General features: G+C 74.9%; 16 protein-coding genes. 13 read left to right on the plus strand and 3 right to left on the minus strand.

From position 1 onward, the window contains the following. Positions 1-4 precede the first annotated feature (4 nt). The 6 genes from ACFYWG_RS09440 to ACFYWG_RS09465 all read left to right on the plus strand — a co-directional run bounded on the left by ACFYWG_RS09440 (position 5) and on the right by ACFYWG_RS09465 (position 17,521). Positions 5-5,374: a condensation domain-containing protein gene (locus ACFYWG_RS09440; RefSeq protein WP_389200309.1), complete on the plus strand. Its 5,370-nt coding sequence runs from the start codon at positions 5-7 to the stop codon at positions 5,372-5,374. 516 nt (positions 5,375-5,890) lie between these two features. Then, a complete protein-coding gene (locus tag ACFYWG_RS09445; protein ID WP_389200311.1) occupies positions 5,891-13,006 on the plus strand; it encodes an amino acid adenylation domain-containing protein in 7,116 nt (2,371 codons plus the stop codon). Further along, the gene (locus tag ACFYWG_RS09450) at positions 13,003-13,209 is read left to right on the plus strand and encodes an MbtH family protein (RefSeq protein WP_389200313.1); all 207 of its coding nucleotides are present in this window, start codon (positions 13,003-13,005) and stop codon (positions 13,207-13,209) included. Before ACFYWG_RS09445 ends, ACFYWG_RS09450 begins: the two co-directional genes overlap by 4 nt. 177 nt (positions 13,210-13,386) lie before the next feature. Continuing rightward, the gene (locus ACFYWG_RS09455; RefSeq protein WP_389200315.1) at positions 13,387-13,809 is read left to right on the plus strand and encodes a cobalamin B12-binding domain-containing protein; all 423 of its coding nucleotides are present in this window, start codon (positions 13,387-13,389) and stop codon (positions 13,807-13,809) included. Beyond that, positions 13,806-16,232: an amino acid--tRNA ligase-related protein gene (locus tag ACFYWG_RS09460; protein WP_389200317.1), complete on the plus strand. Its 2,427-nt coding sequence runs from the start codon at positions 13,806-13,808 to the stop codon at positions 16,230-16,232. Before ACFYWG_RS09455 ends, ACFYWG_RS09460 begins: the two co-directional genes overlap by 4 nt. Next, positions 16,229-17,521, plus strand: a complete 1,293-nt coding sequence (locus tag ACFYWG_RS09465) for a glutamate synthase-related protein (protein WP_385420304.1) — start codon at positions 16,229-16,231, stop codon at positions 17,519-17,521. Before ACFYWG_RS09460 ends, ACFYWG_RS09465 begins: the two co-directional genes overlap by 4 nt. A gap of 164 nt (positions 17,522-17,685) precedes the next feature. Here ACFYWG_RS09465 and ACFYWG_RS09470 read toward each other — a convergent pair whose 3' ends face one another. Then, complete coding sequence (locus ACFYWG_RS09470; protein WP_389200320.1) at positions 17,686-17,925, minus strand: hypothetical protein; 240 nt, start codon at positions 17,923-17,925, stop codon at positions 17,686-17,688. A gap of 97 nt (positions 17,926-18,022) precedes the next feature. Between ACFYWG_RS09470 and ACFYWG_RS09475 the strand changes: the two genes are divergently transcribed. From ACFYWG_RS09475 to ACFYWG_RS09505, 7 genes are all read left to right on the plus strand, one after another. Beyond that, positions 18,023-19,276 (plus strand): MFS transporter, encoded by a 1,254-nt coding sequence (locus ACFYWG_RS09475; protein ID WP_389200322.1) that lies wholly within the window; start codon positions 18,023-18,025, stop codon positions 19,274-19,276. A gap of 9 nt (positions 19,277-19,285) precedes the next feature. Beyond that, positions 19,286-20,017, plus strand: coding sequence for a 4'-phosphopantetheinyl transferase family protein (locus tag ACFYWG_RS09480; RefSeq protein WP_383509014.1), 732 nt, complete (start codon positions 19,286-19,288; stop codon positions 20,015-20,017). A 193-nt stretch (positions 20,018-20,210) separates the two neighbouring features. Further along, positions 20,211-21,176 carry a GNAT family N-acetyltransferase gene (locus ACFYWG_RS09485; RefSeq protein WP_389200325.1) on the plus strand — a complete coding sequence of 322 codons (966 nt, stop codon included), beginning with the start codon at positions 20,211-20,213 and terminating at the stop codon, positions 21,174-21,176. Positions 21,177-21,395: 219 nt separating this feature from the next. Then, the gene (locus ACFYWG_RS09490) at positions 21,396-21,809 is read left to right on the plus strand and encodes an SRPBCC family protein (RefSeq protein WP_383508849.1); all 414 of its coding nucleotides are present in this window, start codon (positions 21,396-21,398) and stop codon (positions 21,807-21,809) included. A gap of 159 nt (positions 21,810-21,968) precedes the next feature. Then, positions 21,969-22,427, plus strand: coding sequence for an SRPBCC family protein (locus ACFYWG_RS09495; protein WP_389200330.1), 459 nt, complete (start codon positions 21,969-21,971; stop codon positions 22,425-22,427). 124 nt (positions 22,428-22,551) lie between these two features. After that, a complete protein-coding gene (locus tag ACFYWG_RS09500; protein ID WP_389200332.1) occupies positions 22,552-23,082 on the plus strand; it encodes a SigE family RNA polymerase sigma factor in 531 nt (176 codons plus the stop codon). Next, on the plus strand, positions 23,079-24,026 hold the full coding sequence (locus tag ACFYWG_RS09505) for a hypothetical protein (protein WP_389200334.1): 948 nt from the start codon (positions 23,079-23,081) through the stop codon (positions 24,024-24,026). Before ACFYWG_RS09500 ends, ACFYWG_RS09505 begins: the two co-directional genes overlap by 4 nt. Positions 24,027-24,132: 106 nt before the next feature. On the opposite strand, the gene ACFYWG_RS09510 is transcribed toward ACFYWG_RS09505, so the two are convergent. After that, complete coding sequence (locus ACFYWG_RS09510; RefSeq protein ID WP_376333586.1) at positions 24,133-25,341, minus strand: PP2C family protein-serine/threonine phosphatase; 1,209 nt, start codon at positions 25,339-25,341, stop codon at positions 24,133-24,135. Further along, on the minus strand, positions 25,338-26,948 hold the full coding sequence (locus ACFYWG_RS09515) for an ATP-binding protein (protein WP_389200337.1): 1,611 nt from the start codon (positions 26,946-26,948) through the stop codon (positions 25,338-25,340). The genes ACFYWG_RS09510 and ACFYWG_RS09515 overlap by 4 nt, the downstream gene beginning before the upstream one ends. Positions 26,949-26,953 lie beyond the last annotated feature (5 nt).

Genomic DNA, 26,953 nt, shown 5'->3' on the forward strand with positions numbered 1-26,953 from the left:
GACCATGACCGTGATCCCGCTGTCGTTCGCCCAGCGCCGGCTGTGGTTCCTGGGCCGCCTGCACGGGCCCTCCGCGGCCTACAACGCCCCCGTCGTGCTCCACCTGGACGGCGTGCCGGACCCCGATGCCCTGCGGACCGCCCTGGCCGACGTCGTGGAGCGGCACGAGGTGCTGCGGACCGTCCTGGCGGCCGGCGCCGACGGGGAGCCCTACCAGCAGGTGCGGCCGGCCTCCGCCGTCGAGCCGCTGGCCGTCGAGGACTGCGCACCCGCTGAACGCGAAGCGGCCGTCGCCGCGTTCGTCCGGCAGCCGATCGACATCACCGCCCGGCCGCCGCTGCTCGCCCGGCTGTTCCGGACCGGTGACGGGACCACGGGCACCGCCCCCACCGCCGGCACCGCCACCGTCCCCTCCCCGGCCACCTCCGTGCTCGTCCTGCTGCTCCACCACGTCGCCACCGACGGATGGTCCGTACGCCCCCTGCTGCGCGACCTGGCGGTGGCCTACGCCGCCCGGTGCGCGGGCCGGGCGCCGGCCTGGGAGCCGCTGCCCGTCCAGTACCGGGACTACACGCTGTGGCAGCACGAACTGCTGGGCGACCCGGCCGACCCGGACAGCCTGGCCGCCGAGCAACTGGCCCACTGGCGCGGCGCACTGGACGGAGCGCCCGCGCTGCTCGACCTGCCCGCCGACCGGCCCCGCCCGGCCGAGCCGTCCGGCCGCGGAGCCACCGTCACCGGCCGGCTGGACGCGGCCGCCCATGCGGGCCTGCTGGCCCTGGCCCGCGCCCGGAACGCCACGCCGACCATGGTGGCCCGGGCCGCGCTGGCGACCGCCCTGGCGGCCGCCGGGGCCGGCGAGGACATCGTGATCGGCACGCCCGTCGCGGGCCGCCCGGAGGAGGACCTGTACGACCTGGTCGGGTTCTTCGTCAACTCCCTCGCCCTGCGCACCGACCTGTCCGGCGACCCGGCCGTGTCCGCACTGGTCGACCGGGTCCGCGACGCCGACCTGGCCGCCTACGAACACCAGGACCTGCCCTTCGACGTGCTCGTGGAGCACCTGGCGCCGGAACGGGCCCTCGGCCACCACCCGTTCTTCCAGGTGATGCTGACCGTGGCGGCGGACGACGCAGGCCCGGATCCCCTCCTCCTCACCGGCGGCATCACCGGACGCACCGCCGACACCGGCCTGGACGCGGCCAAGTTCGACCTGACCTGGTACTGCGCCGAGCACCACACCGCGGACGGCCGCCCGGACGGCATCGACGTGGCCCTGACGTACGCCGAGGACCTGTTCGACGAGGACACCGCCCGGCTGCTGCTCGGCGCCTACCTCGAGGCTCTGGCCGCGTTCGCCGCCGACCCGCGGCGACCCGTCGGCGAGCTCCGGTTGCTGAGTGCCGGGGAACGGCAGGCCCTGCGGCGGCGCCCCGCCCGCACCGGGCGTACCGCGAGCGCCGGGCCCGCGCCCGCGGCCGTCCGGGCCGACGTGCTCACCCCGCGCGAGGAGATCCTGTGCGGCCTGTTCGCCGAGGTGCTCGGCCGGGAGACGGTCGCCGCGGACACCAACTTCTTCCGCAACGGCGGCCACTCCCTGCTCGCCGGCAAGCTGGTCAACCGCATCCGCGGGGCGCTCGGCACGGACGTGGGCATCCGCGACCTCTTCCTCGCGCCCACCCCGGCCGCGCTGCACCGCAGGCTCGACGAAGCGGCACGGACCGACCGCGCCGACGACCGGCCGCAGCTGACGGCCGTACCGGCCGGGGAACGCCCCGCCCTGCTGCCCCTGTCGGCCGCGCAGCGCGCCCTGTGGCTGCTCGGCCGTATCGAGGGCGCCTCCGCCGCCTACAACGCGCCACTGGTGCTGCGCCTCGACGGGGTGCCCGACCGGCGGGCGCTCGCCGCCGCGCTGGCCGACGTCCGCGCCCGGCACGAGGTGCTCCGCACGGTGTACGGGTCCAAGGACGGCGAACCCTTCCAGCGGGTGATGCCGGCGGACCTGATCCCCGACGGACCGCCGCAGTGGGAACCCTGCCCGCCCGGCGAACTGGACCGGCGGGTGGCCGCCTTCGGCCGCTCGCACCTGGACCTCGCGTCTGAAGGCCCCCTGCGCGCGCGGGTGTTCCTGCCCGGTGACGGCACCGCCGTCCTCGTCCTGCTCGTGCACCACATCGCCACGGACGGCTGGTCCCTCGCCCCGCTGGTGCGCGACCTGGGCGAGGCCTACACGGCACGCCTCGCGGGCCGCGCACCCGCCTGGCCGGCACTGCCCGTGCAGTACGCCGACTTCGCCCTGTGGCAGCGCGAACTGCTGGCCGGGCCGGCACGGGAGCGGCTGCTGGCCTTCTGGGAGCAGACCCTGTCCGGCCTGCCCGAGCGGACGGACCTTCCGTACGACCACCCGCGGCCGGTCGAGCCGTCGGGGCGCGGAGCGGCGGTGACGGCCGTCCTGGACGCCGGCGCCCACCGCGCGCTGACGGCACTCGCGCGGGAGCGCAGAGCCAGCCTGTTCATGGTGGTCAGGGCGGCCCTGGCGGCCGCGCTCCGTGCCGTCGGCGCGGGCCCGGACCTGGCCGTCGGAACTCCGGTGGCCGGCCGCTCCCACCAGGACCTGCACGAACTGGTCGGCTGCTTCGTCAACTCCCTGGTGCTGCGCACGGACCTGTCCGGGGATCCGGCCGTCGCCGAACTCGTGGACCGGGTGCGCGACGCCGACCTGGCCGCCTTCGACCACCAGGACCTCCCGTTCGACCTGCTCGTCGAGAAGCTCGCACGGCCGGGGCGCGCCCTGGGCGAGCACCCGTTCTTCCAGGTGATGCTCACCGTGCAGGAGACCGCCGCCGAACGGGCCGCTCTCGGCGCGCTGACCGCCACCGCGACCACCACCGATCTGGGCGCCGCCAAGTTCGACCTGTCGTTCCACTGCGCCGTGCGCCGCACGGCGGACGGCGGCCCCGCCGGGATGGACCTCCACCTCGGGTACGCCACGGACCTGTTCGAGGCGGACACGGCCCGCCTGCTGCTGGAGGTGTTCACACGCGCGCTGCGGTCCGTCGCCACCGACGCCGCGGCACGGGTGTCGGACCTCGGACTGCTGACGGCCGAGGAGGAGCGGTCCCTGACGGCCCGGCGCGAGCGGCTGGCGGCGACGGCCGCGCGGCAGCCCGCCGCGGACACCGCCGGAGCCGCCACCGCCGGGGCCGCCGCGCACGCCCCGCGCATGGAGATCCTCGCCGGGCTCTTCGCCGCGGCGCTGGGGCGCGACACGTTCACCGCCGAGGCCAACTTCTTCAAGTCCGGCGGGCATTCGCTGCTCGCCAGCAAGCTGGTTAACCGCGTCAAGGCGGTGCTCGGCGTCGACGTGGGCATCCGCGACCTGTTCCTCGCACCGACCCCCCTCGCCCTGCACCGGCGGCTGGCCGAGACCGGGGCGGACGACACGGTGTCCCGGCCCCGCCCGGTGGCCGTCCCCGCCGACCGGCGTCCCGCGCGGCTGCCGCTGTCGTACGCCCAGCGCCGGCTGTGGTTCGTCGACCAGATGGAAGGCCCGTCCGCCACCTACAACATCGCCCTGGTACGGCGGCTGGAACGGCCGCTGGACCCGATGACGCTGGCCGACGCGCTCGCGGACGTCGCCGAACGGCACGAGGTGCTGCGCACCGTCTACGGCAGCGAGGGCGGGGAGCCGTACCAGCAGGTGCTGGACGGGGCCCGCCCGCACCTCGAGCTGGGCCGGCCCGCCGATCCCGCGGCGGCCGTCGACGCCGCCGCCGCGCACGTCTTCGACCTGGCCCGCGACATCCCCCTGCGGGCCTGGCTGCTGCACCCGCAGGGCGACGGCCCGCAGACCCTCGTCCTGCTGCTGCACCACATCGCCGCCGACGGCTGGTCCACCGGCCCGCTGCTGGCCGACCTGGCGGCCGCGTACGAAGCGCGGGCGCGCGGACAGGCGCCGGACCGGCCCGCCCTGCCCCTCCAGTACGCCGACTACACCCTGTGGCAGCGGCAGGTGCTCGCCGACGGCGGCGCCGACGACGAACTGCGCTTCTGGCAGGACACCTTGGCGGAGCTGCCGCCGCTGACCGACCTGCCGACGGACCGGCCGCGCCCGGCCGTGCCGTCCGGACGCGGTGCGCTGACCGGCTTCACGGTGCCCACCGCCACCCACCGGGCCCTGGCGCGGACCGCGAGGTCCCGGGGCGCCACGCTGTTCATGGCCGTGCAGGCGGCGCTCGCGGCCTGCCTGACCCGGCTGGGCGCGGGGACCGACCTGGCGCTCGGCACCAGCGTGGCGGGGCGCGGCGACGACGCGCTGTCCGGCCTGGTCGGCTTCTTCGTCAACACCCTCGTCCTGCGCACCGACACCTCCGGCGATCCCGGCTTCGGCACCCTCCTGGAACGGGTGCGCGACGCGGATCTGGCCGCCTACGACCACCAGGACCTGCCCTTCGACCGGCTGGTGGAGCACCTCAACCCGCACCGCTCCACCGCCCACCACCCCCTGGTGCAGGTGATGCTCCAGGTCGACTCCCGTCCGGGACGGGAGGACACGTCGGCCGGCCCGCTGGCCGGCACCGAGCTGCCGCACACCTCGACGACCGCGAAGTCGGACCTCACCTTCGCGCTGACGGAACAGCCGGACGGCTCCCTTGCGGGCGTACTGGAGTACGCCACGGACCTGTTCACGCCGGCCGGGGCCGCCCGGCTCACCGATCTGCTGACGCGGGCACTGGAGCTGTACGCGTCCGACCCGGACGCACGCGTCGGAGACCTCCCGGCTCCGGCCGACCGGCGCGGCGAGCGGCCTTCGGTGAGCGGCTACCGGATCGACGTGCGGCACGTGGCGGCCGTCCTGTCCGCGCACCCGGCGGTGGACGACGCCCGGGTCCGGGTCGCCGAGGACCGCATCACGGCCCGGGTGACCGGCCGGGGGCTCGTCGAGGAGGACGTGCAGGCCTGGGCGGCGGAGCGACTGCCGGAGTACAGCGTGCCGGCCGTGATCACCGTCGCGCCCGACGACACCGCCCGCCCGCGGGAGGCCGTTCGGGACGCCCGCGACGACGTGAGCGGGCCGGGGGACACCCTGCTGACCGGGGTGCTGCGGCTGTTCGGGGAGGTGCTCGACGGGCGGGAAGTCGGCCCGGGCGACAACTTCTTCAAGGCGGGCGGCCACTCGCTGCTCGCGGTCCGGCTGGTCAACCGGGTCCGCACCGAACTGGGCCGCGAGCTCACCCTGCGCGAGGTGTTCCGCCACCCCACCCCGGCCAAACTGGCCGCCTATTTGGCGGCGGCCGCGGCCACCGCCGGTCCCGCACCGGCACCGCCGCTGCGCCGCCGCACACGCGGCGGCAGCCGGGTCCGTCAGCCGTAAGGGACGGGCGGCCCCACGCCCGGAGAACACCCGCGCCTCGCACGGCGTCGGCGAGGGAGCGGCCCGCGCCGCGACCGACCCACCGCCCGGAGCGACCGAAGGCATCCTCGGCCGCTCCGGGCTTCGTCGTGCCCGGCCACGGCGGAGGCGGGCGGCGGCAGGCACCGTGGAGAGGGGGCGGCGGAAGGCACCGCGGAGAGGGGCGGCGGACAGCACCGCGGAGAGGGTCGTCGGGAGGCACCGCGGAGAGGGTCGTCGGGAGGCACCGCGGAGAGGGTCGTCGGGAGGCACCGCGGAGACGAGACCGCCGTCCACCGCTGAGGCGGGCGGCGCCGGGCACGGCCGGGACGGGCGGCGGCAGCCGCGGCGGCAGTTTCGCGGTGGCAGCGGCAGGAAGCGGGTGCCGAGCCGCCGGGCAGCTGCCCCGCCGACTGCCCGCCGGGGGCACGCGCGCTGCCTAGCGTGAGAGCACGTCAGCCGGCGGCACACCCCGATCCCTCGCCTGGAGGCCCCGCGATGCCCTCGACCGTCCCCACCGCCTCCGCCGTCCTGGACGGCGGCCCGGCGCCCCGCACGGCGTCCCGCGTCCTGGACCGGATCGCCGGTCAGGACGCCGAGCGGACCGCCCTCGTGCACGGCGAACGCCGGATGACCTACGGGCAGTTGGCCCTCGCCGTGGCGTTCCGCGCCGACGAGCTGGCCGCCCGGGGGGCGGGGCCGGGCCGGCTGGTCGCCGTGCACCGGCCGCGCGGCATCGACGCCGTCGTGGGCCTCCTCGCCGCCCTGCGCACCGGCGCGGCCTACCTGCCGCTGGACCCCGGGGCCCCGGCCGCCCGCACCGCGGCCGTCCTCGCGGACTGCACGGGCACCGGCCTGACCACCGTCGACGGCGAACACGTCCTGCCGGGACCCGGCGTGGACCCGGACGCCGCGTACGTCATCTACACCTCCGGCTCCACCGGCACCCCGAACGGCGTGGTCGTCGGCCAGGACGCGCTCGCCGCCTTCACGGCCGCGGCCACCGACGTCTACGGCATCACCGCCGACGACGTGGTCCTGCAGTTCGCCCCGCTGCACTTCGACGCCAGCGTCGAGGAGATCTTCCTCACCCTGGGCGCGGGCGCCACCCTCGTCCTGCGCGAGGAGGACATGCTCGACGTCCCCGGGCTGCTGGCCGGCTGCGCCGCGCACGGCGTCACCGTGCTGGACCTGCCCACCGCCTACTGGCACGAGCTGGCGCACGCGGTGGCCGCCGGGCTCGCCGAACTGCCCCCCACCCTGCGCACGGTCGTCATCGGGGGCGAGGCGGCGCTGCCGGAGCGGGTGGCCCGGTGGTGCGCGGCCGTGGACCCCGAGCGGGTGCGGCTGCTGAACACCTACGGACCCACCGAGACGACCGTCGTCGCCACCGTCGCCGACCTGTCCCGCCACACCGGCGGGCCGGTGCCGATCGGCACGCCGCTGCCCGGGATGCGGGCCGCGGTGGTCGACGGCGAGCTGTGGCTGCTGGGTGGGCAGCTGGCGCTCGGCTACCTGGGCCGGACCGAACTGACCGAACGCCGCTTCGTCCGCCTCGGTGCCGAACGCGCCTACCGCACCGGTGACCTGGTGCGCGTCCGGGACGACGGGCAGCTCGGCTTCGACGGACGGGCCGACGACGAGGTGAAGATCAACGGCCACCGGGTGGACCCCGCCTCCGTGGAGTCCGTGCTGTCCGGTCACCCGGGGGTGCGCGAAGCCGCCGTGGTCGCCACCGACGCCCCGGGCGGCGGCAAGCGCCTGACCGCCTTCGTGGTCACGGAGGACCCGGCCGCGCTGCGCGAGCACACCCGGCAGGCGCTGCCCCCGGCCGCCGTGCCCACGGCGTTCACCCCGGTCCCGTCCCTGCCCCGCACCTCCTCCGGCAAGATCGACCGCAAGGAACTGCGCGCACGCGCCGCCCGCACGGCCGCCCCGGCCCCCTCCGCGGTCACGGCACCGGACCCGGCGTTCGACGTGTTCGCCGGGGAACCGCTGCCGGCCGAGGACCGCGTGCCGCTGTCCTACGCCCAGCGCCGGCTGTGGTTCCTCGCCGGGCTGGAGGGCCCGTCCACCACCTACCACCTGCCGGTCGTGCTGCGGCTCGACGAGGAGCCCGACCCCGCGGCCCTGACCGCCGCCCTCGGTGACCTGGTGGAACGCCACGAGGTGCTGCGGACGGTGTACCCGGCCGTCGACGGCGAGCCCTACCAGCACGTCCTCGACGAGCCGCCGGTCCCGCTCCACGTGCGCACCTGCGCCGCCGGCGACCTCGGCGCCGAGGTGACCCGCTTCACGTCCGGCACCTTCGACCTGGCCACCCAACTCCCCCTGCGTGCAGCGCTGTTCCGTACCGAGGACCCCGTGGCCGGGGACGGCCGTGCGCAGGCGACACTCGTCCTGCTCACCCACCACATCGCCACCGACGGCTGGTCCGTCGGCCCCCTGCTGCGCGACCTCGCCACCGCCTACGCGGCCCGCCGCGCCGGAGCCGCCCCCGCCTGGGAGCCGCTGCCGGTGCAGTACGCCGACTACACCCTGTGGCAGCGGGACCTGCTCGCGGACCCGGCACCCCTGCTGGCGCACTGGCGGGCGGCACTGGACGGCATGCCGACCGTGCTCGACCTGCCCGCGGACCGCCCCCGCCCCGCCGAGCCCACCGGCGCCGGAGCCACCCTCACCGCCCGGCTGGGCGCGGACGCGCTGCGCCGTCTCACCGCGCTCGGCGACGCCCGCGGGGCCAGCCTGCTCATGGTGGTGCAGCCCGCGCTCGCCCTCGCCCTGGCGGCCGCGGGCGCGGGGGAGGACATCCCCGTCGGCACCCCGGTCGCCGGCCGCGGTGACGAGGCCCTGGACGACCTGGTGGGCTTCTTCGTCAACACCCTGGTGCTGCGCACCGACGTGTCCGGCCGTGCCTCGTACGCGGAACTGGTGGAGCGGGCCAGGGACGCGGACCTCGCCGCCTACGCCCACCAGGACCTTCCCTTCGACCTGCTGGTGGAGCACCTGGCTCCGGAGCGGTCCCTCGCGGTGAACCCGTTCTTCCAGGTGATGCTCACCGCCGAGACCGAGGACGGCTCCGGCGCCGCCACGACCGGCCCGCTCGCCGGACGCTTCGCCGAACCGGGTCTGGAGGCGGCCAAGTTCGACCTCAGCGCCTCCTGCGTCGCCCTGCCCGGTGACGGCGGCCTGACCGTGTGGTGGCAGTACGCGGCCGACCTGTACGAACCGGGCACCGCCAGCCTGCTGCTCGACCTCTTCGTGCGCGCCCTGGAGCGGGCCGCCGCAGACCCTCATCTGCCGTTCGACGCGGAGGAGTTGCTCACCGAGGAGGAGAAGGGCCGCCTCACCGCGCTCAGGGACCGGCTCCGGCACGCCACACGGGAGCAGGAGGCGGCCGCACGGGCCGGCACCGCCACCGGGCAGCCGCAGGTCGAGAAGGTGCTGCGCACCCTCTTCGCCGAGGTCATCGGCCGCGAGGAGGTCGGCCCGGACGACAACTTCTTCTCGGTGGGCGGGCATTCGATGTTCGGGGTGCGCCTGGTCAACCGCATCCGCGCCACCCTGGGTCTGGAGGCCCGCATCCGGGACCTGTTCCTCGCCCCGACCCCGCGCGAACTGGCCGCCCGCCTCGCCGGGCAGGCCGGGTCCGCCGGCCGGCCCGGCCCGGCGCCCGTCCCCGACCGCCTCAGGCCCGAGCGGGTGCCCCTGTCGTACGCGCAGCGGCGGCTGTGGTTCGTCGACCAGCTGGAGGGCCCGAGCCGCTCGTACACCATCCCCTTCGCGCTGCGGCTGGACCGGCCGCTCGACCCGCACGTCCTCGCCGACGCGCTGGCCGACGTGGCCGGGCGGCACGAGGTGCTGCGGACGGTGTACCCCGCGGTGGACGGCGAGCCCTGTCAGCGGGTCCTGACCGGCGCCGCGGCCCGCCCGGCGCTCGACGTGGTCGACTGCCCCGCCGGCGAGTGGGCCGCGGCCGTCGACACGGCGGCCGGCCACGTCTTCGACCTGGCGGCCGACCCGCCGCTGCGCGCCACCCTCGTCACCGAGGAGGGCGCCGGGCAGATCCTGGTGCTGCTCGTGCACCACATCGCCGCCGACGGCTGGTCGACGGGTCCGCTGCTGACCGACCTGGCCACCGCCTACGCCGCCCGGCGCTCGGGGGCCGCTCCCGACTGGGAGCCGCTGCCGGTGCAGTACACGGACTACACCCTGTGGGAGCGCGGCGCCCTCCAGGACGCGGCCGCCGAGGAACACGTCGCCTTCTGGCGCGAGACCCTGGCGGGCGCCCCCGAGGTGCTCGAACCCACCCCGGCCCGGACCCGCCCGGCCGAGGCGTCGAAACGGGGCGCCGCGGTCCCGGTCGTCCTGGACGCGGAGGTGCACGCGCGCCTGGAGCGGCTCGCCCTGGACCACGGGGCCACCCTGCTCATGGTCGTGCAGGCGGCGCTGGCCGCGCTGCTCACCCGGCACGGCGCCGGCACCGACCTGCCCCTGGGCACCGTGGTCGCCGGCCGCGACGACGAGGTCCTCGACGACATGGTCGGCTTCTTCGTCAACACCCTGGTGCTGCGCTGCGACACCTCCGGCGACCCGGCGTTCGGGGAGCTGCTGGACCGGGTGCGCGCCACCGACCTGGCGGCCTTCGCCCACCAGGAGCTGCCCTTCGACCTGGTGGTGGAGCGGCTCAACCCGCCCCGGTCCACCGGCCGGCACCCGCTGGTGCAGACGATCGTGCAGGTGGAGCCCGCCGAGGCGGGCACGGGGGAGGGCAGTGCCCTGGCCGGCACCCCGCTGCCGACCGCATCGGGCTTCACCAAGTTCGACCTGACGCTCTCCCTGCGCGAGACCCGCACCGCCGACGGCAGCGCCGCCGGACTGGGCGGCGTCCTGGAGTACGCCACGGACCTGTACGACGCGGCGACGGCCGCCGTGCTCGCCACCCACCTGGAGCGCATCCTGCGGGCGGTGGCGCACGACCCGGCGCAACGCGTCACCGACCTCGTCCTGCTGTCGGCCGAGGAGGAGTTCCGGCTGCTGACCGCGTACAACGACACGGCCGCCCCGTCGGCCGCATGCGGCCTGGTGCACGAGCGCTTCGCCGCCCGGGCCCGGCGGACCCCCGACCGCATCGCCCTGTCCTACGGCGACGAACAGCTCACGTACGCCCAGCTGGACGCCCGCGCCAACGCACTCGCCCACACCCTGCTCGACGCCGGGGTGCGGCCCGACGCGGCCGTCGCCGTGCTGATGGACCGCACCCCCCTGCTGCCGGTGGCGATGCTGGCGGTCCTCAAGTGCGGGGCCGCCTACGTGCCGATGGATCCCCGGCTGCCCGAGGCGCGGGTGCGCACCATGACCGAGGACACCGGCGCCGCGGTGCTCCTGACCCAGCGGGCGCATCTGGACTCGCCGTCCGTGACCGCCGAGGCGGCGGCCGGGCTGCGCGTGCTGGCGGTGGACGCGCCCGGCGCGTCCGACCCGGCCCGTACCGGGGACCCCGGTGTGCCGGTCGGCGAGGACGCGCTCACCTACGTGATGTTCACCTCCGGCTCCACGGGCCGGCCCAAGGGCGTCGGCGTGACCCACCGCAACGTGGTGGAGCTGGCGACCGACCGGTGCTGGAACCGCGACCACCACCGGCGCATGCTGGTGCACTCGGCCATCGGTTTCGACGCCTCCACCTACGAGCTGTGGGTACCGCTGCTGAGCGGCGGGCAGCTGGTGTTCTGCCCCGGCGACGGCACGGACCTCGCCGAGATCGACCACACCGTGCGCACCCACCGCGTCACCGCCGCCTACTTCACCATGGGCCTGTTCCACGTCATGGCCGACGAGGGCCTGGACACCCTCAAGCTGCTCGACGAGGTGTGGACCGGCGGCGACGTGGCCTCCCCGCAGGCGCTCCAGCGGGTCCTGGCGCACTGCCCGGACACCGTCCTGGTGCACAGCTACGGCCCGACCGAGACCACCTTCGCCTCCCACCACCAGCACTTCCCCGTCACCGAGCGCACCCTGCGGGGCGTGTACCTGGGGGCGGCACTCGACAACACCCGCGTCTACGTCCTGGACGAACGGCTGCGCCCGGTGCCGACCGGCGTGGCGGGGGAGATGTACATCGCCGGCACCCAGGTGGCGCGCGGCTACGTGGGCCGCCCGGCCCTGACCGCGGAGCGCTTCGTCGCCGACCCCTTCGGCGCCGACGGCGGGCGCATGTACCGCACCGGAGACCTGGTGTGCTGGACCGCCGAGGGCGAACTGCGCTTCCTCGGCCGGGCCGACGGCCAGGTCAAGCTGCGCGGCTTCCGCATCGAACCCGGAGAGATCGAGGCCACCCTGGCCCGCCATCCCGGCGTCGGGCAGGCCGCGGTGGTCGTCCTCGACGACGGCCCCGGCGGCAAGCGCCTGGTCGCCTACGCCGTGCCGCGCACCGGCCACGAGTTGACCGGCCCGGACCTGCTGCGCTGGGCGGCGGACGAACTGCCCGAGCACATGGTGCCCTCGGCGGCGGTGCTGCTCGACGCGATCCCGCTGACGGTCAACGGCAAACCCGACCGCAAGGCGCTGCCCGCCCCCGCACCGGCCGTCCGCACCGCCGGCCGGGCCCCGCGCACCCCGCGCGAGGAACTGCTGTGCGGCCTGTTCGCCGAGGTGCTCGGCGTCCAGGGCGTCGGCATCGACGACAACTTCTTCACCCTCGGCGGCCATTCCCTGCTCGGTGTGCGCCTGATCAGCCGGATGCGGGCGGTCCTCGGCCTCGACCTGGGCGTGCGGGACCTGTTCCGCACCCCGACCGTGGCGGGGCTGCTGGCCGACGAACCGACCGGCTTCGACCCGATGGGCGTCCTGCTGCCCCTGCAGACCAAGGGAAGCAGGCCCCCGCTGTTCTGCCTCCACCCGGGCACCGGCGTCGGCTGGACCTACGCCGGCCTCACCCGCCACCTGGGCCCCGACCAGCCCCTGTACGCCGTGCAGGCGCGTGCCCTGGCGGAGCTGGGCCACTCGCCCCGGTCGGTGGAGGAGATGGTCGACGACTACCTGCCGCTGATCCGCGAGGTCCAGCCGCACGGACCCTACCGCTTCCTCGGCTGGTCCTTCGGCGGCACCGTCGCCCACGCCCTGGCCGTGCGGCTCGCCGACCTGGGGGAGCGGTGCGACCTGCTGGCGATGATGGACGTGCACCTGCTGCCCACCGAGCCGGAGCGCCGCCGCATGACGCCGGCGCAGAAGCGGGACATGCTCGTCGGCGACGCCTCGGACGAGCCCGAGGACGCCCCCTTCGACGTCGAGGCGCTCATCGACCTGGTCCGGCTGAAGGACCCGGTGCTCGGCGCCTTCTCCGACGACGAGATCCGCTCGGTCATCGGCGCCTCCATCAACCACGCCGAAATCATGAACCTCTATGCCCCGCGCCCGGTGAAAACCGACCTGCTTTTCTTCGGCGCACTCGAAGAAGGAGAAACGCAGAACACCCTCGCGCAGAACTGGATCCCCTACATCGACGGCAGCGTCGAAAACCATCTGATCGGGGTTCCCCACACCAGAATGGGCGAACCCGAACCGCTCGCCCTGATCGGCCGCATTCTTTCCGACACCTTGAGGAGCCTGTCATGACCAACCCCTTCGACGACACCGAGGGCACCTTCCACGTGGTGGTCAACACCGAGGGGCAGCACGCCCTGTGGCCCGTCTTCGCGGACATCCCCGCAGGCTGGGACGCGGTGTGGGGACCCGGCCCGAGGGCCGCCGCCCTCGAGTACGTGGAGACCAACTGGACCGACATCCGCCCGCTCAGCCTGGTCGCACAGTATTCCTGACCCCCGCCGCACAACATCCGCAGAATTCTTCCGCGCCCCGTCCACCGACGGGGCGCGGCCTTTTGTGCCGGGTTCCTCCGGCCGTTTTCCGGCCCTCGCGGAGGCGGCTTTTCCTTTCCGGCATCCTGCCGCCGCAACTGCCTCTCCGGAATCCTCCGCAGCCCTATATTTCTGAGCATGCGACGACGGAATGTGAACACCCTGCTGACCGGCACGGCCTCGGATTCCCACACCTGGAACCTCGTCTGTCTCCAGCTGCTGCTGGAGGAGTGCGGGCACCGGGTGCGCAACCTCGGGCCGTGCGTCACCGACGGGCTGCTGGCCGGGGCGTGCGCGGCCGAGCGGCCCGACCTGGTGGTCATCAGCAGCGTGAACGGACACGGGTACCGCGACGGGCTGAGCGCCGTGCGGGCCCTGCGCGCCGCCGGCCCGCACCCGCCCGTCGTCATCGGCGGCAAGCTGGGCGTCGCCGGCCGGGTCGACCCCGAGCAGCGCGGCAGGCTGCTGCGGGCCGGCTGCGCGGCCGTCTTCGACGACGGCGACACCACCGCCCTGCGGGCCTGGCTGGACGCGACCTTCACCGGGCGGGCCGCCGCGTGAACACCACCGCGACGCTTCCCGCCCCGCACCGGACCGGTGCCGTGCGCGAGGAGCACACCGGCCCCGACACCGGCGGGGTGCACGGCTCACGTGCCCAACCCACCGCCTCCTTCGGGGAGTTCGTGGCCGCCGCGGCCGCCGCAGGCCGTCTCGTCGTCCAGCCCCGCATGGGCTTCGGCGACCCGCGGCGGATGCGCGAGGGTCTGCGGCGCACCCGCTCCGCGGTCGCCACCACCGTCGGCACCCTCACCATCGACAGCTACACCCGCACCGGCGATCTCGCCGCGGCCCGGGCCGCGCTCGCCGAGGGCACCCCGCTCAACGGCTACCCCATCGCCACCCATCCCCCGGACGTCACCCGCGACCTGCTGGACTCCCTGCGCGCGCCCGGCTTCCCCGTCCAGGTCCGGCACGGCTCCTCCCGGCCCGAGCCCATCGTCCGGGCTCTCACCGCGGCCGGACTGGACGCCACCGAGGGCGGCCCCGTGTCGTACTGCCTGCCCTACGGCCGCACCCCGCTCGCCGAGTCCGTGGACAACTGGGCCCGCTCCTGCGAGCTGCTGGCCACCCTGGTCCCCGCCCACCGCACCCCGCACCTGGAGAGCTTCGGCGGCTGCATGCTCGGGCAGCTCTGCCCGCCCGGTCTGCTGGTCGCGCTCAGCCTCCTGGAAGGACTGTTCTTCGTCCGCCACGGCATCCGCAGCATCTCCCTCAGCTACGCCCAGCAGACCGACCGGGCACAGGACGAGGACGCGGTCCGCGCGCTGCGCCGGCTGGCCGGGGAGTTCCTGCCCGCCGACGTGGACCGGCACGTCGTCCTCTACGCCTACATGGGCGTCTTCCCCCGCACCGAGCGCGGCGCCACCCGGCTCCTGGAGGACGCCGCCCACCTCGCCGTCCGGTCCGGTGCCGCACGCCTGATCGTCAAGACGGCCGCCGAGGCGCACCGCATCCCGACGGTGGGGGAGAACGTGCGGGCCCTGGAGACCGCGGCCGCCGCGGCAGCCCTGGCCGAACGGGACGACACCGGCGCCACGGACAGCGAGATCTACCGGGAGGCGCGCACCTTCGTGGAGGCCGTCCTGGAGCTGTCCGACGACCCGGGGCGTGCGCTGCGCACCGCGTTCGCCCGCGGTGTGCTCGACGTCCCCTACTGCCTGCACCCGGACAACGCCGGCCGCAGCCGCAGCTTCCTCGCCCCCGACGGCACGCTGCGCTGGTCCACCGTCGGACGGATGCCCGCCGTGCCGTACGCCGCGGCGGGCGCCCCCGGCGGCATGACCTCCACCGGCCTGCTGCGGGCCCTCAACACGCTGGCCGACCGCTACGACCGCCCCGAACCACCACCGGCGCGCACGGCACCCGCGCCCCCCACCCCGCCCGCCCGCCTCGCCACCCGCACCCCCGCCACCCGGCCCCCCTCACGACCAGGAGACGACATGGACGCCACCACCCCGCCCGCGCTGGGCGAGCACCTGGCCTCACCGCGCCTGCGCTCGGCGATGCTGGTCCAGCAGGAAGCCCTGCACGCCGCACGCGAGTTCCTGCGCGGCGAGGGCTTCGTCGAACTGCTGCCGCCCCTGGTCGGACCGGTCACCGACCCCGGCGGCCGGGGCGCCAAGGCACTCGACGTCGACTACTACGGACAGCCCTACAAGCTGATGACCAGCGCCATCCTGTACAAGCAGGCCTCCCTCGCGGGCTTCCCGCGCCTGTTCTACGTCGCCCCCAACGTGCGGGTGGAACCGCCGGAGACCGCCGGCACCGGCCGCCACCTGGTGGAGTTCCACCAGATCGACGTGGAACTGGCCGACGGAACCCGCAAGGACGCCCAGGACGTCGCCGCCGGGCTGCTCACCCACGTCGTCGAGCACGTGTGGACGGCCGTCCCCGACGTGCTGCGCGAACTGGGCCGCGACGAACTGGACTTCGCGGAGCTGAGATCGGGCAAGTTCGACACCCGCACCCACGACGAGGCCGTCGCCCGGCTCGTCGCCGCCGGCCATCCGCAGAGCCCCGACGCGGAGATCGACTGGACCGGTGAACGCCTGCTGTCCCTCGAGGCCGACCGCCCGTTCTTCGTCGACGACTACCCCAAGGGCTCACGCGGCTTCTACGACCGCGAGGACCCCGAACGCCCCGGCGTGCTCCGCAACTTCGACCTGCTCGCCCACGGCGGCTACGGCGAACTGGCCAGCGGCAGCGAGCGCGAGTCCGACTACGCGACGATCGTGACGCGGATGCGGGAGAGCGGGGAGAACCCCGCCAAGTACGCCTGGTACCTCCAGCTGGCCCGCGAGGGCATCCGCCCCAGCGCCGGCTTCGGCATGGGACTGCAGCGCCTGGTCCGCTTCCTGACCGGCCTCGACTCCCTGTGGCAGGTCAGCGCCTACCCGAAGCTGCCGGGGGTGATCGCGCCGTGAGCGCCCTGCACGCGCCGGGATTCCCCGAGCGCCGGATACGGGCACGGGCCCGGACCGGCACCGCCGACGTCTTCCCGGCGGCCGGCGAGTACGGCGGCGCCCTTCTCGGGGCCGCCGCCCCCGAGCCCTCCGACGCCCTGGACCGGCTCCGCATCGCACCGCCGGTCTTCATGCCCCGCCGCCTGGAGAAGCTGATCGACCTCGGCCGGGAACCCTCCCACGAGGACGTCGACCTGACCGGCAGCACCGGCGGGTTCGCCACCCCGCTGCCGTTGTACCTCTCGGCGTTCGGCTCGACCCGGGCCGGCAGCGGCGACCTCGCCCTGGCGGCCACCCGGCAGGCGGCACGCCTGGGCATCCCCATGGTGATCGGCGAGAACATGGTGCCGGTGCACGGCTACCGGCGCGGCGGGGACGCCGGCCGGGTGCGCTCGGCACTGCTGGAGCGCATCGCCGCCTACGCGGAGACCGTCCCCGACGGCGTCGGCGCAGTGGTGGTGCAGCAGTCCACCGAGGACGCCGACTCCGAGGTGTGGAACCTGCTCTACAGCGACCCCGGCACCCGCGCCCTGCGCGACTCCGGCCGCCTCGGCTTCGAGCTGAAGGCGGGGCAGGGCGCCAAACCCGGCCTGGGCGGCATGACCGTCGTCGATACCGCCGAAGGGGAGCGCCTGGCGGGGCAGTTCACGGTGCAGGACGTCCTGGGCGACCCCGGCCGGCGGCTGCGCTGCGCCACCCCGGGCACCTTCACCGAGGAGATCGTCCGCCAGCAACTGCGGTTCATGCGGAACAACTTCCCCCTCGCCCGCACCTGGGTGAAGTTCCACCCCGGCCGCGACATCGCGCGGGCCGCCGCCACCGCCTGGGCGGCCGGCGCCGACGCCGTCACGGTGGACGGCGCGGAGGGCGGCACCGGCTGGGCCCCGCGGGTCTTCCTCGACCAGGTCGGGCTGCCGCTCGCCGAATGCCTGCGGCGCGTCGGACCGCCCGCCGGGGACCTGCTGGCCACGGGCAGGATCTGGGAGGGCGGCCGGGCCGTGCGGGCCCTCGCCCTGGGCGCCCGCGCCGTCGGCCTGGGCCGGGCTGCGCTGCTCGCGGTGGACGAGGACCCCGAGGAGGGCCTGATCCGTCTCGCCGACGCGCTCGCCCTCGAACTGCGGCTGCTCGTCAGCGCGTTGGGCAAGTACCGGATCGCCGATCTGGCCTCCGAGGACCTCTGGGACCCCACCGCGCAGCCGGTCCCGGAGCCCGGCCGGGCGCCCGCCGTGACGGCCGGGGACCTGCCGTGAGCCGGGCGACGCACGGCGGGACACCCGGACCGTCACGGGGCATGCGGGCAGCCGGTCCTGCGGGACCGGCCCGGAGGCCACAGCCGGGCCATCCCCTGGATCCCGCGCGACGCACGCCAGGTCCGGCCCGAACCCGAGGCCGAACGGCCGGCGGCCGCACCGGGTCACCCGACTCCGCCCGTCGCGGCCCCGTTCGCGCGCTGGTCCGCGCCAGGTTCCGGCTCACCGATCCTGATGCGCCGCCCGGCGTCACCGTCCGGCCCGGTCCCGGCGCCGGGACCGCCGGGGCGGCCGCCACCCGTGCCCTGCGGGAAGCCGGACTCGCCCACCTGGGCGGACACCTGGACCTGCGCACGTACGGCCGCGCACCCCGCCAGGCCGAGACCGCCCGTGCCGTCCGTCAAGCCGTGCACCGCGCCCTGGCCACCCGCCGCACCTGACCCGGTCCCCGTCCGGGCGCCGGCCCCACCCTCTCCTTCCTCGCACAGAACAGGTACCTCCATGGACACCACCGCACAGCACCCGGTCCCCTGGGGCCGGGTCGGCTCCCTCGTCGGCGGTCAGGCCGCCGTCCAGCTCGGCAGTTTCGCGCTGCTCATCGCCATGAACTGGACGGCCGTCCAGCTCGGAGGCACCGGTGCCGTCACCCTGCTGATGCTCGCCGCGACCGTGCCGCGCGCCCTCATGCTCATCTTCGGCGGGGCCGTCGCCGACACCCTCGGCCCGCGCTTCGTGCTCCTGCGCACCACCACGGCCCGCGTGGCGCTCCTGGCGGCGGGCGCCGTGATCACGGCGACGACCGAGTCCCTCTGGCCGCTCGTGGTGATCGCCCTGATCGAAGGCGTCCTGCTGGGCCTGGCCGGGCCCGCCTCCGGCGTCCTGCTGCCGATGCTGGCCCGCGGCGACCAGCTGGCCCGCGCCAACTCCCTGTACGCCATGGTGCTGCGGGTGGCGCCCATCCTCGGTGCCCCCGCCGGCGCGTTCCTCATCTCCGTGGGAGAGCTGTGGCTGGCGCTGGCCGCCGGCGCGGTGACGGGCGTGATCTGGCTCGGCTGCCTGCTGCACGTCACCCACGGCTTCCGCCGGCCCGAGCCGGAACCCGGCGCCTCCCTGATGAAGCGCTCCGGTGACGGCTTCCGGCTGCTGGCGGGACACCCCCGGCTGCGCTGGATGTTCCTCGCCTCCCTCTCCCTGGACATGGCCTTCAGCTGGCCCGCCGAGGTCGCCCTGCCGCTGCTGGTGTCCGAGCGGGGCTGGGGCGTCGGTGCCGTCGGTGTGGTCCTGGCCGCGTTCAGCGTCGGCGCCCTGGGGTCCAGCGCGCTCGGCGCCGTGCTGGCACACCGCATCCCGATGTACGTCCGCCTGGTCGTCACCGGCGCCGGACTGGCCGCGGGCATCCTGGTCATGGCACTCATGCCGTCGGTGATGTCACTCACCGCGGTCGCGGCCGCCGTCGGACTGCTGTCCGGCCTCAACGGCCCGGCCATCGTGACCCTCTACCAGGAGGCGGCGCCCGAGGAGCGGATGGGCGCCGCGATGTCCACGCTCGCGCTCGCCGGCATCGGCACCGCCCCGATCTCCATCGCCGTCTTCAGCAGCCTCTCGCTCGTGCTGGGCGTGCAGACCACCTGGCTGCTGTGCGGCACGATCGCCTTCGTCTCCCCGCTGGCCGCCGTCCTCGCCCTGCGCCACCCGGCCCGCGTCCGGGAGCCCGGGCAGCAGGCCGCCGAAGCGCCCGTGCCGGCCGCCGTCTGAAGGAGGGCCATGACCGTCCTGACCGTCCCCCGCCTGCTGCTGCCCCGGCGGCTGACCGGCTCCGCCCCCGACCCCGGTGGCGGACCGGGCGGCACGCCCCGCCCGTCCCCGGGCCCCGAGGTGTGGCTCGTGGACACCAGCGAGTACCGCACGCACGCCGAGCGCCGGGCACCGGCGACCCTGGACCGCCAGGAACTGGCGCGTGCGGCCGAGTTCGTGCAGAGCGCCGACCGGGACTCCTACGTCTGCGCGCACGTGGCGCTCCGGCGCCTCCTCGGCCTCTACCTCGACGTCGCGCCGGGGGAGGTCGTCATCGAGCGGGCGCCGTGCCTGCACTGCGACGAACCCCACGGCAGACCCGTCCTTCCCGGCGGCACCCTGCACTTCTCCCTCTCGCACTGCACCGGCCTGAGCCTCCTGGCGTTCGCGACGGCTCCCGTCGGGGTGGACGTGGAGGAACTGGTGGCACCGGCGACCATCCTGGAGACCGCCGACGTCCTGCATCCGCGGGAGGCGGCGGAGCTGTCCCGGCTGCCCGCGGCGGAGCGGCCGACGGCCTTCACCCGGGTCTGGACCCGCAAGGAGGCCTATCTGAAGGGTCTGGGTGTGGGCCTGTCCGCCGACCCCTCGGCCGACTACGTCGGCTCGGGTCCCGAACCGGCCGCCGTGCCCGGCTGGTCCCTGGCGGACGTCACGGTCCCGGAGGGCCACTGCGCGGCGGTGGCCCTGCGCACCCCCTGACCGCGGCAGGCCACCGCGCACCGGGGCCGGGCGCCCCTGGCAGCCCGGCCCCGGTGCGCGCGCATACCGGCGGGATCCGAGCCGGCCCCCGGGAGGGAAACCGTGACGACGACCCGCTGACGCCCTGCCACCCCACCGCCCGCCCGTCGAAAAGCCGTTGCACCCCCTCCCACCCCCGCACACACTGACGGGCATGCGACAGCGCCCCGCACGGTCCCGCCTCACCCTTCGGCCGGCCACCTTGGAGGACGCCGCCGAGATCTGCGACCTGATCAACAAGATCGACGTGATCGAGACCGGCGCACCGGACACCCAGCCGGCCGAGGTCGTCCGCGACATGACGCTGTCGGGCACCCGGCCCGAGACCGACACCTGGCTGTCCTACGACACGGACGGGACACTGGTCGGCTACGCGCTGGTCTGCGACAGCCACGGCACCGGGCACATCGACGCCGACCACTACTCCCTCCCGGAACACCAGGACGCGGGAGCGGCCCTGCTCGACCTGATGGCGTCGCGTGCCGTGGCCATCGCGCGCACCAACGGCCAGGACGAAGCGGTCTGCCACCTGTACCTGCGGGAGCGGCCCACCCTCGACCCCGCCCTGCTGCGGGAGAGGAACTGGCGCCCCGTACGCCGTTACAGCCTGCTCAGCAGAGCCGTCGCGGCTGGCACCACGTCCCCGCCGCCCGCCGAGCCGGGTCTGTCGGTACGCCCCTGCGCATCGGAGGAGGACCTGCGGCTCGCCCACGACCTCATCGAGCAGGCCTTCACCCACCACTTCGCTCACCACCCGGTCACCTTCGAGCAGTGGTGCGAGGGACTGGCCACCCCCACCGGCGACGTCGATCCGTCCCTGGTGTGGCTGGCACACGTGGACGGGACCGGTCCCGTGGGCGCGCTGGCCGCTCACGACAACCGCAAGGCGATGGGCTGGGTCCGGCAACTCGGCGTGACCGGGGGCGCGCGCGGCCGCGGGGTCGGCGCGTACCTGCTGCGCACCGCGTTCGCCGCGTTCGCCCAGCGCGGCCGGGATACCGTGGGACTGGGCGTGGACACCGAGAACACGACCGGGGCACTCGCCCTGTACGAGAAGGCGGGCATGACGCCCCATCAGGCCGTCGTCACCTGGCAGTTGCGCACGGGCACCGCGCTGTGAGCGGGAGGCCGAGGACGTCGTGGCTCCTCAGCGGGCGAAGGGGCCGCTCACGGCTGCCCAGTCCAGGAGCCGGCGATGAAGCGCGCCCTGTCCGTCCGGGCCGCCGACACCTGTGTCCTGGCCTCCTCCGAGAAGCGGAATGCTCCTTCTGCCGCCTCCGGCGGGGGACCGGAACCCGCCTCCGTTTCGCACCGCGGGTGCCGAGGAACCTTCGCAGGCATGGGTGACTACAACGACACGATCACGGTCACGGTCGCACCGGACCGGCTCTTCGCCTACCTGGCCGACGTGCAGAACCTGCCCGCCTACCTGCCGCGCCTGACCTCGGCACGGCCCCACGGCGGTGACCAGGTCACCGTGACGGCTCACATCGACCCGCCCGACGCCCCCGAGCAGGACGTCACCAGCGAGGCGTGGATCCACGTCATCGAGGACGGCAGGACGCTCGAGTGGGGCGCCCCCGGCGCGCACGACTACCACGGCCGGCTGCAGATCGACCCGGGTGACGACGCCGCCACGTCCCGCCTCACCGTCCGGCTGCACACGGACAGCACCGAGGGCGCCCAGGTGGATCACGGCCTGGAAGAGGCTCTGCGGGGCATCAAGAGCGCCGCCGAGGCCGCCGATCGCTGACCCCGCGCCCCCGGCGAGCACACCCCGGCGCCGCTCGCCGCCTCGCGGGACGGCCCGCCCTGCCATAGGGTCTCGATGCCGCCGTGGCAACCGATCGCCATGGAGGAAATCACCGACGACCCTTCGCTTGCGTGCGGACCAAGTGATCGAGGAGCGCTCGTGTCAGGACAGTTCGAAGCCACCGTGGAGATCGACCGGCCGATCGAGGAGGTGTTCGGCTACCTCGCGGACGGGCGCAACGACCCCCAGTTCAGCCCCCGCGTGCTCCGGATCGAGCGCGTTCCCGAGACACCGACGGCCGTGGGGACGGTGTTCCGCAGCACGGTCAAGGACGCCGGCGTGAAGACGGCCCGCGAGTTCCGCATCACCGAGTTCGAGGCCCCGGTGCGTCTGCGGTGGACCGAGGTGTCCGAGAACAGCGTGTCGGTCACCGAGGGCGGCTACGACCTGGAGCCGCTGCCCGGCGGCAGGACGCGGGTCCGTCTCCACAACGCCCTGGAGGGCCACGGGTTCGGCAAGCTCCTCGTCGGCGTGGCCCTCAAGGCCGCCCGCAAGGACGCCCCCGCGTTCGGCGCCCGCATCAAGGCGGCGGCCGAGGCGGCCATCCCGGCGCGCTGAGTTCCGTCCCGGCCCCCTCCCTTCCCGCACCCCGGCGCCGGTGAAGAGCCCCTCGCCCTCTTCCGGGCGGCCGGGCAACCGAATCCGCCGCAACGGTGGTCTGGGGGGCGAGGGAGGGTGCTTGATGCAGGCCGAACAAGAGGATCGGTTCCAGGAGTTCGTCAGAGCGCGGTGGTCGCACCTGGTGCGCACCGCGTATCTGCTGACGGGTGACGTCCACCATGCGGAGGACCTCACACAGACCGCACTGGCCAAGGCGTACCGGTCGTGGCGGCGGATCTCGCGGGCCGACAACCCGGAGGCGTACGTCCGCCGGATGCTGGTCAGCTGCAACAGCGACCGGTTCCGCAAGCGGCGCGTGACCGAGTCCCTGACCGCCGCCCCGCCGGAGACCGCGGGGCGGGACGAGAGCGCGGGCCGCGTGGAGGAACGCGGCTCCCTCCTCGCCGGACTGGCCCGACTGCCCGCCCGGCAGCGGGCCGTGGTGGTGCTGCGGTACTGGGAGGACCTGTCGGAGGCGGAGGTGGCCGAGGTGCTCGGCTGCTCGACCGGCACGGTCAAGAGCCAGGCGTCCAAGGGCCTGGCCAAGTTGCGGGCGTATCCAGGGCTGTACATCGGTCGCACGGTGTCCGGCGGGCGGGGAGGCAGCAGGTGAACGGAGCCCGGGACAAGAAGGAAGAGGCCCTCGGCACGAGCCCGGCGACGCGCGGCGGCGAGACCGCCTTCGAGGAGCGCGTGCGCGCGCTGCTCGCCGAGGACGCGTCCGCCGTCGAGCCCTCGGCGGCGCCGTGGACGGCGATCCGGCGGCGCGGCGTGGCCGAGCGGCGGCGGCGCGCGGTGACGGGTGCCGTGCTGGTCTCGCTGGTCGCCGTGCCGGCCGGGGCGTACGCCGTGGCCTCGGGCGGCCCCGAGCGGGCGGGGCGGACGGCGGCCGGGGGGCCGCGCGACGGCACCGCGCGGACGCCGCCCCCGTCGACGGCGGGGCCCGGGCCCGCTCGGCCCGCCACCGACGGGCAGCTGCTCGACGGGATCACGTTCGCCCAGGCGTCGGACGGTCTCGCGAAATGCCTCGCCTCCGAGCGCGGGGGACCGCCGGCGCACCGCGAGATGCTGGGCGAGGCGGAGGACTACCGGATCATCTGGGCGGCGAGGAGCACGACCGGGGCGGCCACCGGCACCTTCCACGTCGTCGGCGTCAAAGACCGTCCGGCCGGGACGAGGGTGGTCTGCGACATCGAGGACGGCGAGGCCTCCGGCATCAGCACCGGCACCGCCGACAGTGATCCGCCCGACGCGGGCCCGGTCGTGCCCGAGGCCAACGCCGGCCGTCTCCACCAGCCGCCGAACGCGGACAAGGGCGGCTGGAAACTCCCCTTCCGGTGGGGGGTCGTCGGCACGGTCGAGCCGGCGGTGGCGGAGGTGACCGTCTCCTACGGCGGCGTCACCCGGCGGGCCGTCCTCGACCACGGCTGGTTCGTCGCCTCCGGCCTGCTGGGCCGGCAGGTCACGGACGCTCCGCACATCAAGGGGTACGACAGCGGCGGCAAGCTCCTGTACGACTCGGACCAGGACGAGCACTGGGACCGGACCCTGTCGTGAGGAGCCGGCCGAGGCGCCGTACAGGGGTCGGCGCCTCGGCCGGCGCGGCACCGCCCCCGGCGGCGGACACGGTCAGCGGCCCGCGCTCCCGCAGCGGCGGGCGGGGCTAGGGAGCCGTGCGCCACCCGTCGGCCGTGTGCCCGTCGCTGCCTGCGTTCCAGTCCAGTCGCAGGACGGCCAGGTCGTCGGTGTGCCGGTCGGCGTTGAGCGTGCGGGTCCGGGCGATGAGCCGGTCGAGGTGGGCTCCCGGGTCGATGGTCCGCAGCTCGTCCATGATGCGCAGCAGACCCTCGACGCCGAGGCGGCCCGCGGTGTCGGTGAAGCCCTCGATGAGGCCGTCGGTGTAGGCGATCAGCGCCCCGCGCGCCGGCAGGGTCAGGGTGGTGGCGGGCCACTTGCCGAGACCGGGGGCGATGCCGAGGGCCATCCCGTGGGCGGCCTCGATCTCCGTGGTGCCGTCGGGGGTGATCAGCAGGGGTGCGTGGTGGCCGGCCAGGTGCAGGGTGAGCCGCGAGGCGCCGGCGTCGAGGGTGATCAGGGTGCACGTGGTGAACAGGTTGCTGTTGGCCCGCTCCGCGATGTGTATCTGTTCCAGCAGGTGGAGCAGACCCTGGTCCCGGTGTCCGCCGAGGGTCAGCGAGCGCCAGGCGATGCGCAGGCAGACGCCGAGGGCGGCCGCGTCGGGGCCGTGGCCGCTGACGTCCCCGATGACGGCGTGCACCTGCCCGTCGTCGGTCTGGACGACGTCGAGGAAGTCGCCGCCCAGCAGCGCCTGGGCCCGCCCGGGGTAGTAGCGGCTCGCGGCGGTGACGGCGGTCGACGTCAGGAGGGGCTCGGGCAGCAGGCCGCGCTCCAGCCGGGCGTTCTCCTCGGCGCGCAGGCGGCCGATCTGGAGGGCCGCGTTGGCGCGCTCGGCCTGCTTCCGCTGGACGGCGTAGCGGACGGCACGCTGCATCAGGTCGGGCTCGACCTTGCCCTTGACGAGGTAGTCCTGCGCGCCTGCCGCGAGGGCGTCGACCCCGGCCCGGGGTTCGTCCAGGCCGGTCAGCACGATGATCGCGGCCTCGGCCTCCGCCTGGATCGCCTGGACCGTCTGCACCCCGGAGGCGTCCGGGAGGTGGAGATCGAGCAGCACGCAGTCCACCGGACGGGCGGCGAGTGCCGCCCGCGCCTCGGCGGCGGTCCGGCAGCGCGCGAGCGTGTGCGGCAGGTCGGTGTCGTGGAGGAGTTCCTCCACGAGCAGGGCGTCGCCGTCGTCGTCCTCCACCAGGAGGATGCGGAACCGTTCGGCCTGCCGGGCGGAGGGGGTGCTCACGGCTGCGCCCTTCTCTCCGCGTCGGTGTCGGTGTCGGTGCCGCTGTCCGTGCCGGGGTCGGTGTCGGCCGGGGTCACGGGGAGGGTGAAGACGACCCGGGTGCCCGTGGTGTACTCCGGGTCGATCGTGATGCCGCCGCCGTGGAACTCCACCACCTTCTTGCACATGGCGAGACCGATGCCGGTGCCCGGGTAGGCGTCCTTGGTGTGCAGCCGCTGGAACAGCACGAAGACCTTCTCGCGGTACTCCGGCGCTATGCCGATGCCGTTGTCGCTGACCGCGAACTCCCACTGCTCACCGGCGTTCGTGGCGCTGACGTGGATCCGCGGCGGCTGTCCGGGGCTGCGGAACTTGATCGCGTTCGAGAGCAGGTTCTGCCAGAGCATGCCCATCTGGCTGGCGTCACCGACGACGGTGGGCAGGGGGTCGTGGGTGATCTCGGCGCCGGTCTCCTCGATGGCGACGCCGAGGTCGTTCACCACGCCGTCCATCACCGCCTCCAGGTCGACCCTCTGGTGGTCGTTCAGCACCCGGCCCACCCGGGAGAAGGCCAGGAGGTCATTGATGAGGCTCTGCATCCGGTTGGCGCCGTCGACCGCGAAGGCGATGTACTGATCGGCCTTCGCGTCCAGCTGGCCCCCGTAGCGCCGCTGGAGCAGTTGGGTGAAGCTGGACACCTTGCGCAGAGGCTCCTGCAGGTCGTGGGAGGCGACGTAGGCGAACTGCTCCAGTTCGGTGTTGGACCGCTTCAGGTCCTCCGCCTGTTCGTCGAGCAGGCGGCGGGAGTCCTCGCTGAACTGCAGCTCCTCCACCAGGCGCCGGCGCATCGACTCCATGTCGGCGGCCAGCTGACGCAGGTCCGAGGGGCCGGTGACACTCAGGGTGCGGTCGAAGCGGCCCCGTGCCACGTCGCGGGCCGAGGCGCTGAGCCGGGCCAGGGGGCTGGTGACGCCGCGGCGCAGCCCCTCGAAGATGAGCGCCGCCACCAGCAGGATCACCAGGGCGATGACGGCGAACATCCAGTTCCGCAGGGTCTCGGCCTGCCGCAGCTGACGGTTGGTCGCCGTCCTCTCGGCCTGCAGACGGGCCTGCTGGGCGTTCAGGGTCCGCCGCAGCGAGTCGAACGTGGTCTTGCCCTCCTCGGCCCGTGAGGTGGCCAGCCGCACAGCGGAGTCGGGGGACGCCGACGAGACCGGGCCGGCCATGCGCTCCTGCCAACGGCGGGCCAGCTTCTCGACCTCGGTCAGGTCCGCCCGTGCCGGTGCGTCGTCCTTCACCAGGGGCCGCAGCTGGCGCAGGGAGGCCGCCTCGTCGGTCACGCCCTGCCGGTACGGCGCCAGGAAGTCCGAGCGGCCCGACAAGCCGTACCCCCGGACCCCGGTCTCCTGGTTGACCAGGGCCGCCTCCAGCCGCATCGACTCGATGAGCGCGGGGGAGCGGCGGTCGACGAGTTCGTCGGTGAGCTGTGAAGTGCGCCACATGGCCCACCCGCCGAGCGATCCGAGCACGGCGAGGACGGCCAGCGTCGAGGCCACCCCCGCGCGCAGCCATCGCCGAGTGGTCCAGCCCGAAATCGCTCCTTCGGACACGGACTGTTCGCTGTTCATGGCGG

The organism is Streptomyces sp. NPDC003456 (assembly GCF_042878735.1).
Taxonomy (GTDB): Bacteria; Actinomycetota; Actinomycetes; order Streptomycetales; family Streptomycetaceae; genus Streptomyces.

Excerpts from the sequence above, each read along its gene's own strand:
- ACFYWG_RS09440 (WP_389200309.1), top strand. The coding sequence starts at position 5 with ATGACCGTGATCCCGCTGTCGTTCGCCCAGCGCCGGCTGTGGTTCCTG.
- ACFYWG_RS09445 (WP_389200311.1), top strand. The coding sequence starts at position 5,891 with ATGCCCTCGACCGTCCCCACCGCCTCCGCCGTCCTGGACGGCGGCCCG.
- ACFYWG_RS09450 (WP_389200313.1), top strand. The coding sequence starts at position 13,003 with ATGACCAACCCCTTCGACGACACCGAGGGCACCTTCCACGTGGTGGTC.
- ACFYWG_RS09455 (WP_389200315.1), top strand. The coding sequence starts at position 13,387 with ATGCGACGACGGAATGTGAACACCCTGCTGACCGGCACGGCCTCGGAT.
- ACFYWG_RS09475 (WP_389200322.1), top strand. The coding sequence starts at position 18,023 with ATGGACACCACCGCACAGCACCCGGTCCCCTGGGGCCGGGTCGGCTCC.
- ACFYWG_RS09480 (WP_383509014.1), top strand. The coding sequence starts at position 19,286 with ATGACCGTCCTGACCGTCCCCCGCCTGCTGCTGCCCCGGCGGCTGACC.
- ACFYWG_RS09485 (WP_389200325.1), top strand. The coding sequence starts at position 20,211 with ATGCGACAGCGCCCCGCACGGTCCCGCCTCACCCTTCGGCCGGCCACC.
- ACFYWG_RS09490 (WP_383508849.1), top strand. The coding sequence starts at position 21,396 with ATGGGTGACTACAACGACACGATCACGGTCACGGTCGCACCGGACCGG.
- ACFYWG_RS09500 (WP_389200332.1), top strand. The coding sequence starts at position 22,552 with ATGCAGGCCGAACAAGAGGATCGGTTCCAGGAGTTCGTCAGAGCGCGG.
- ACFYWG_RS09515 (WP_389200337.1), bottom strand. The coding sequence starts at position 26,948 with ATGAACAGCGAACAGTCCGTGTCCGAAGGAGCGATTTCGGGCTGGACC.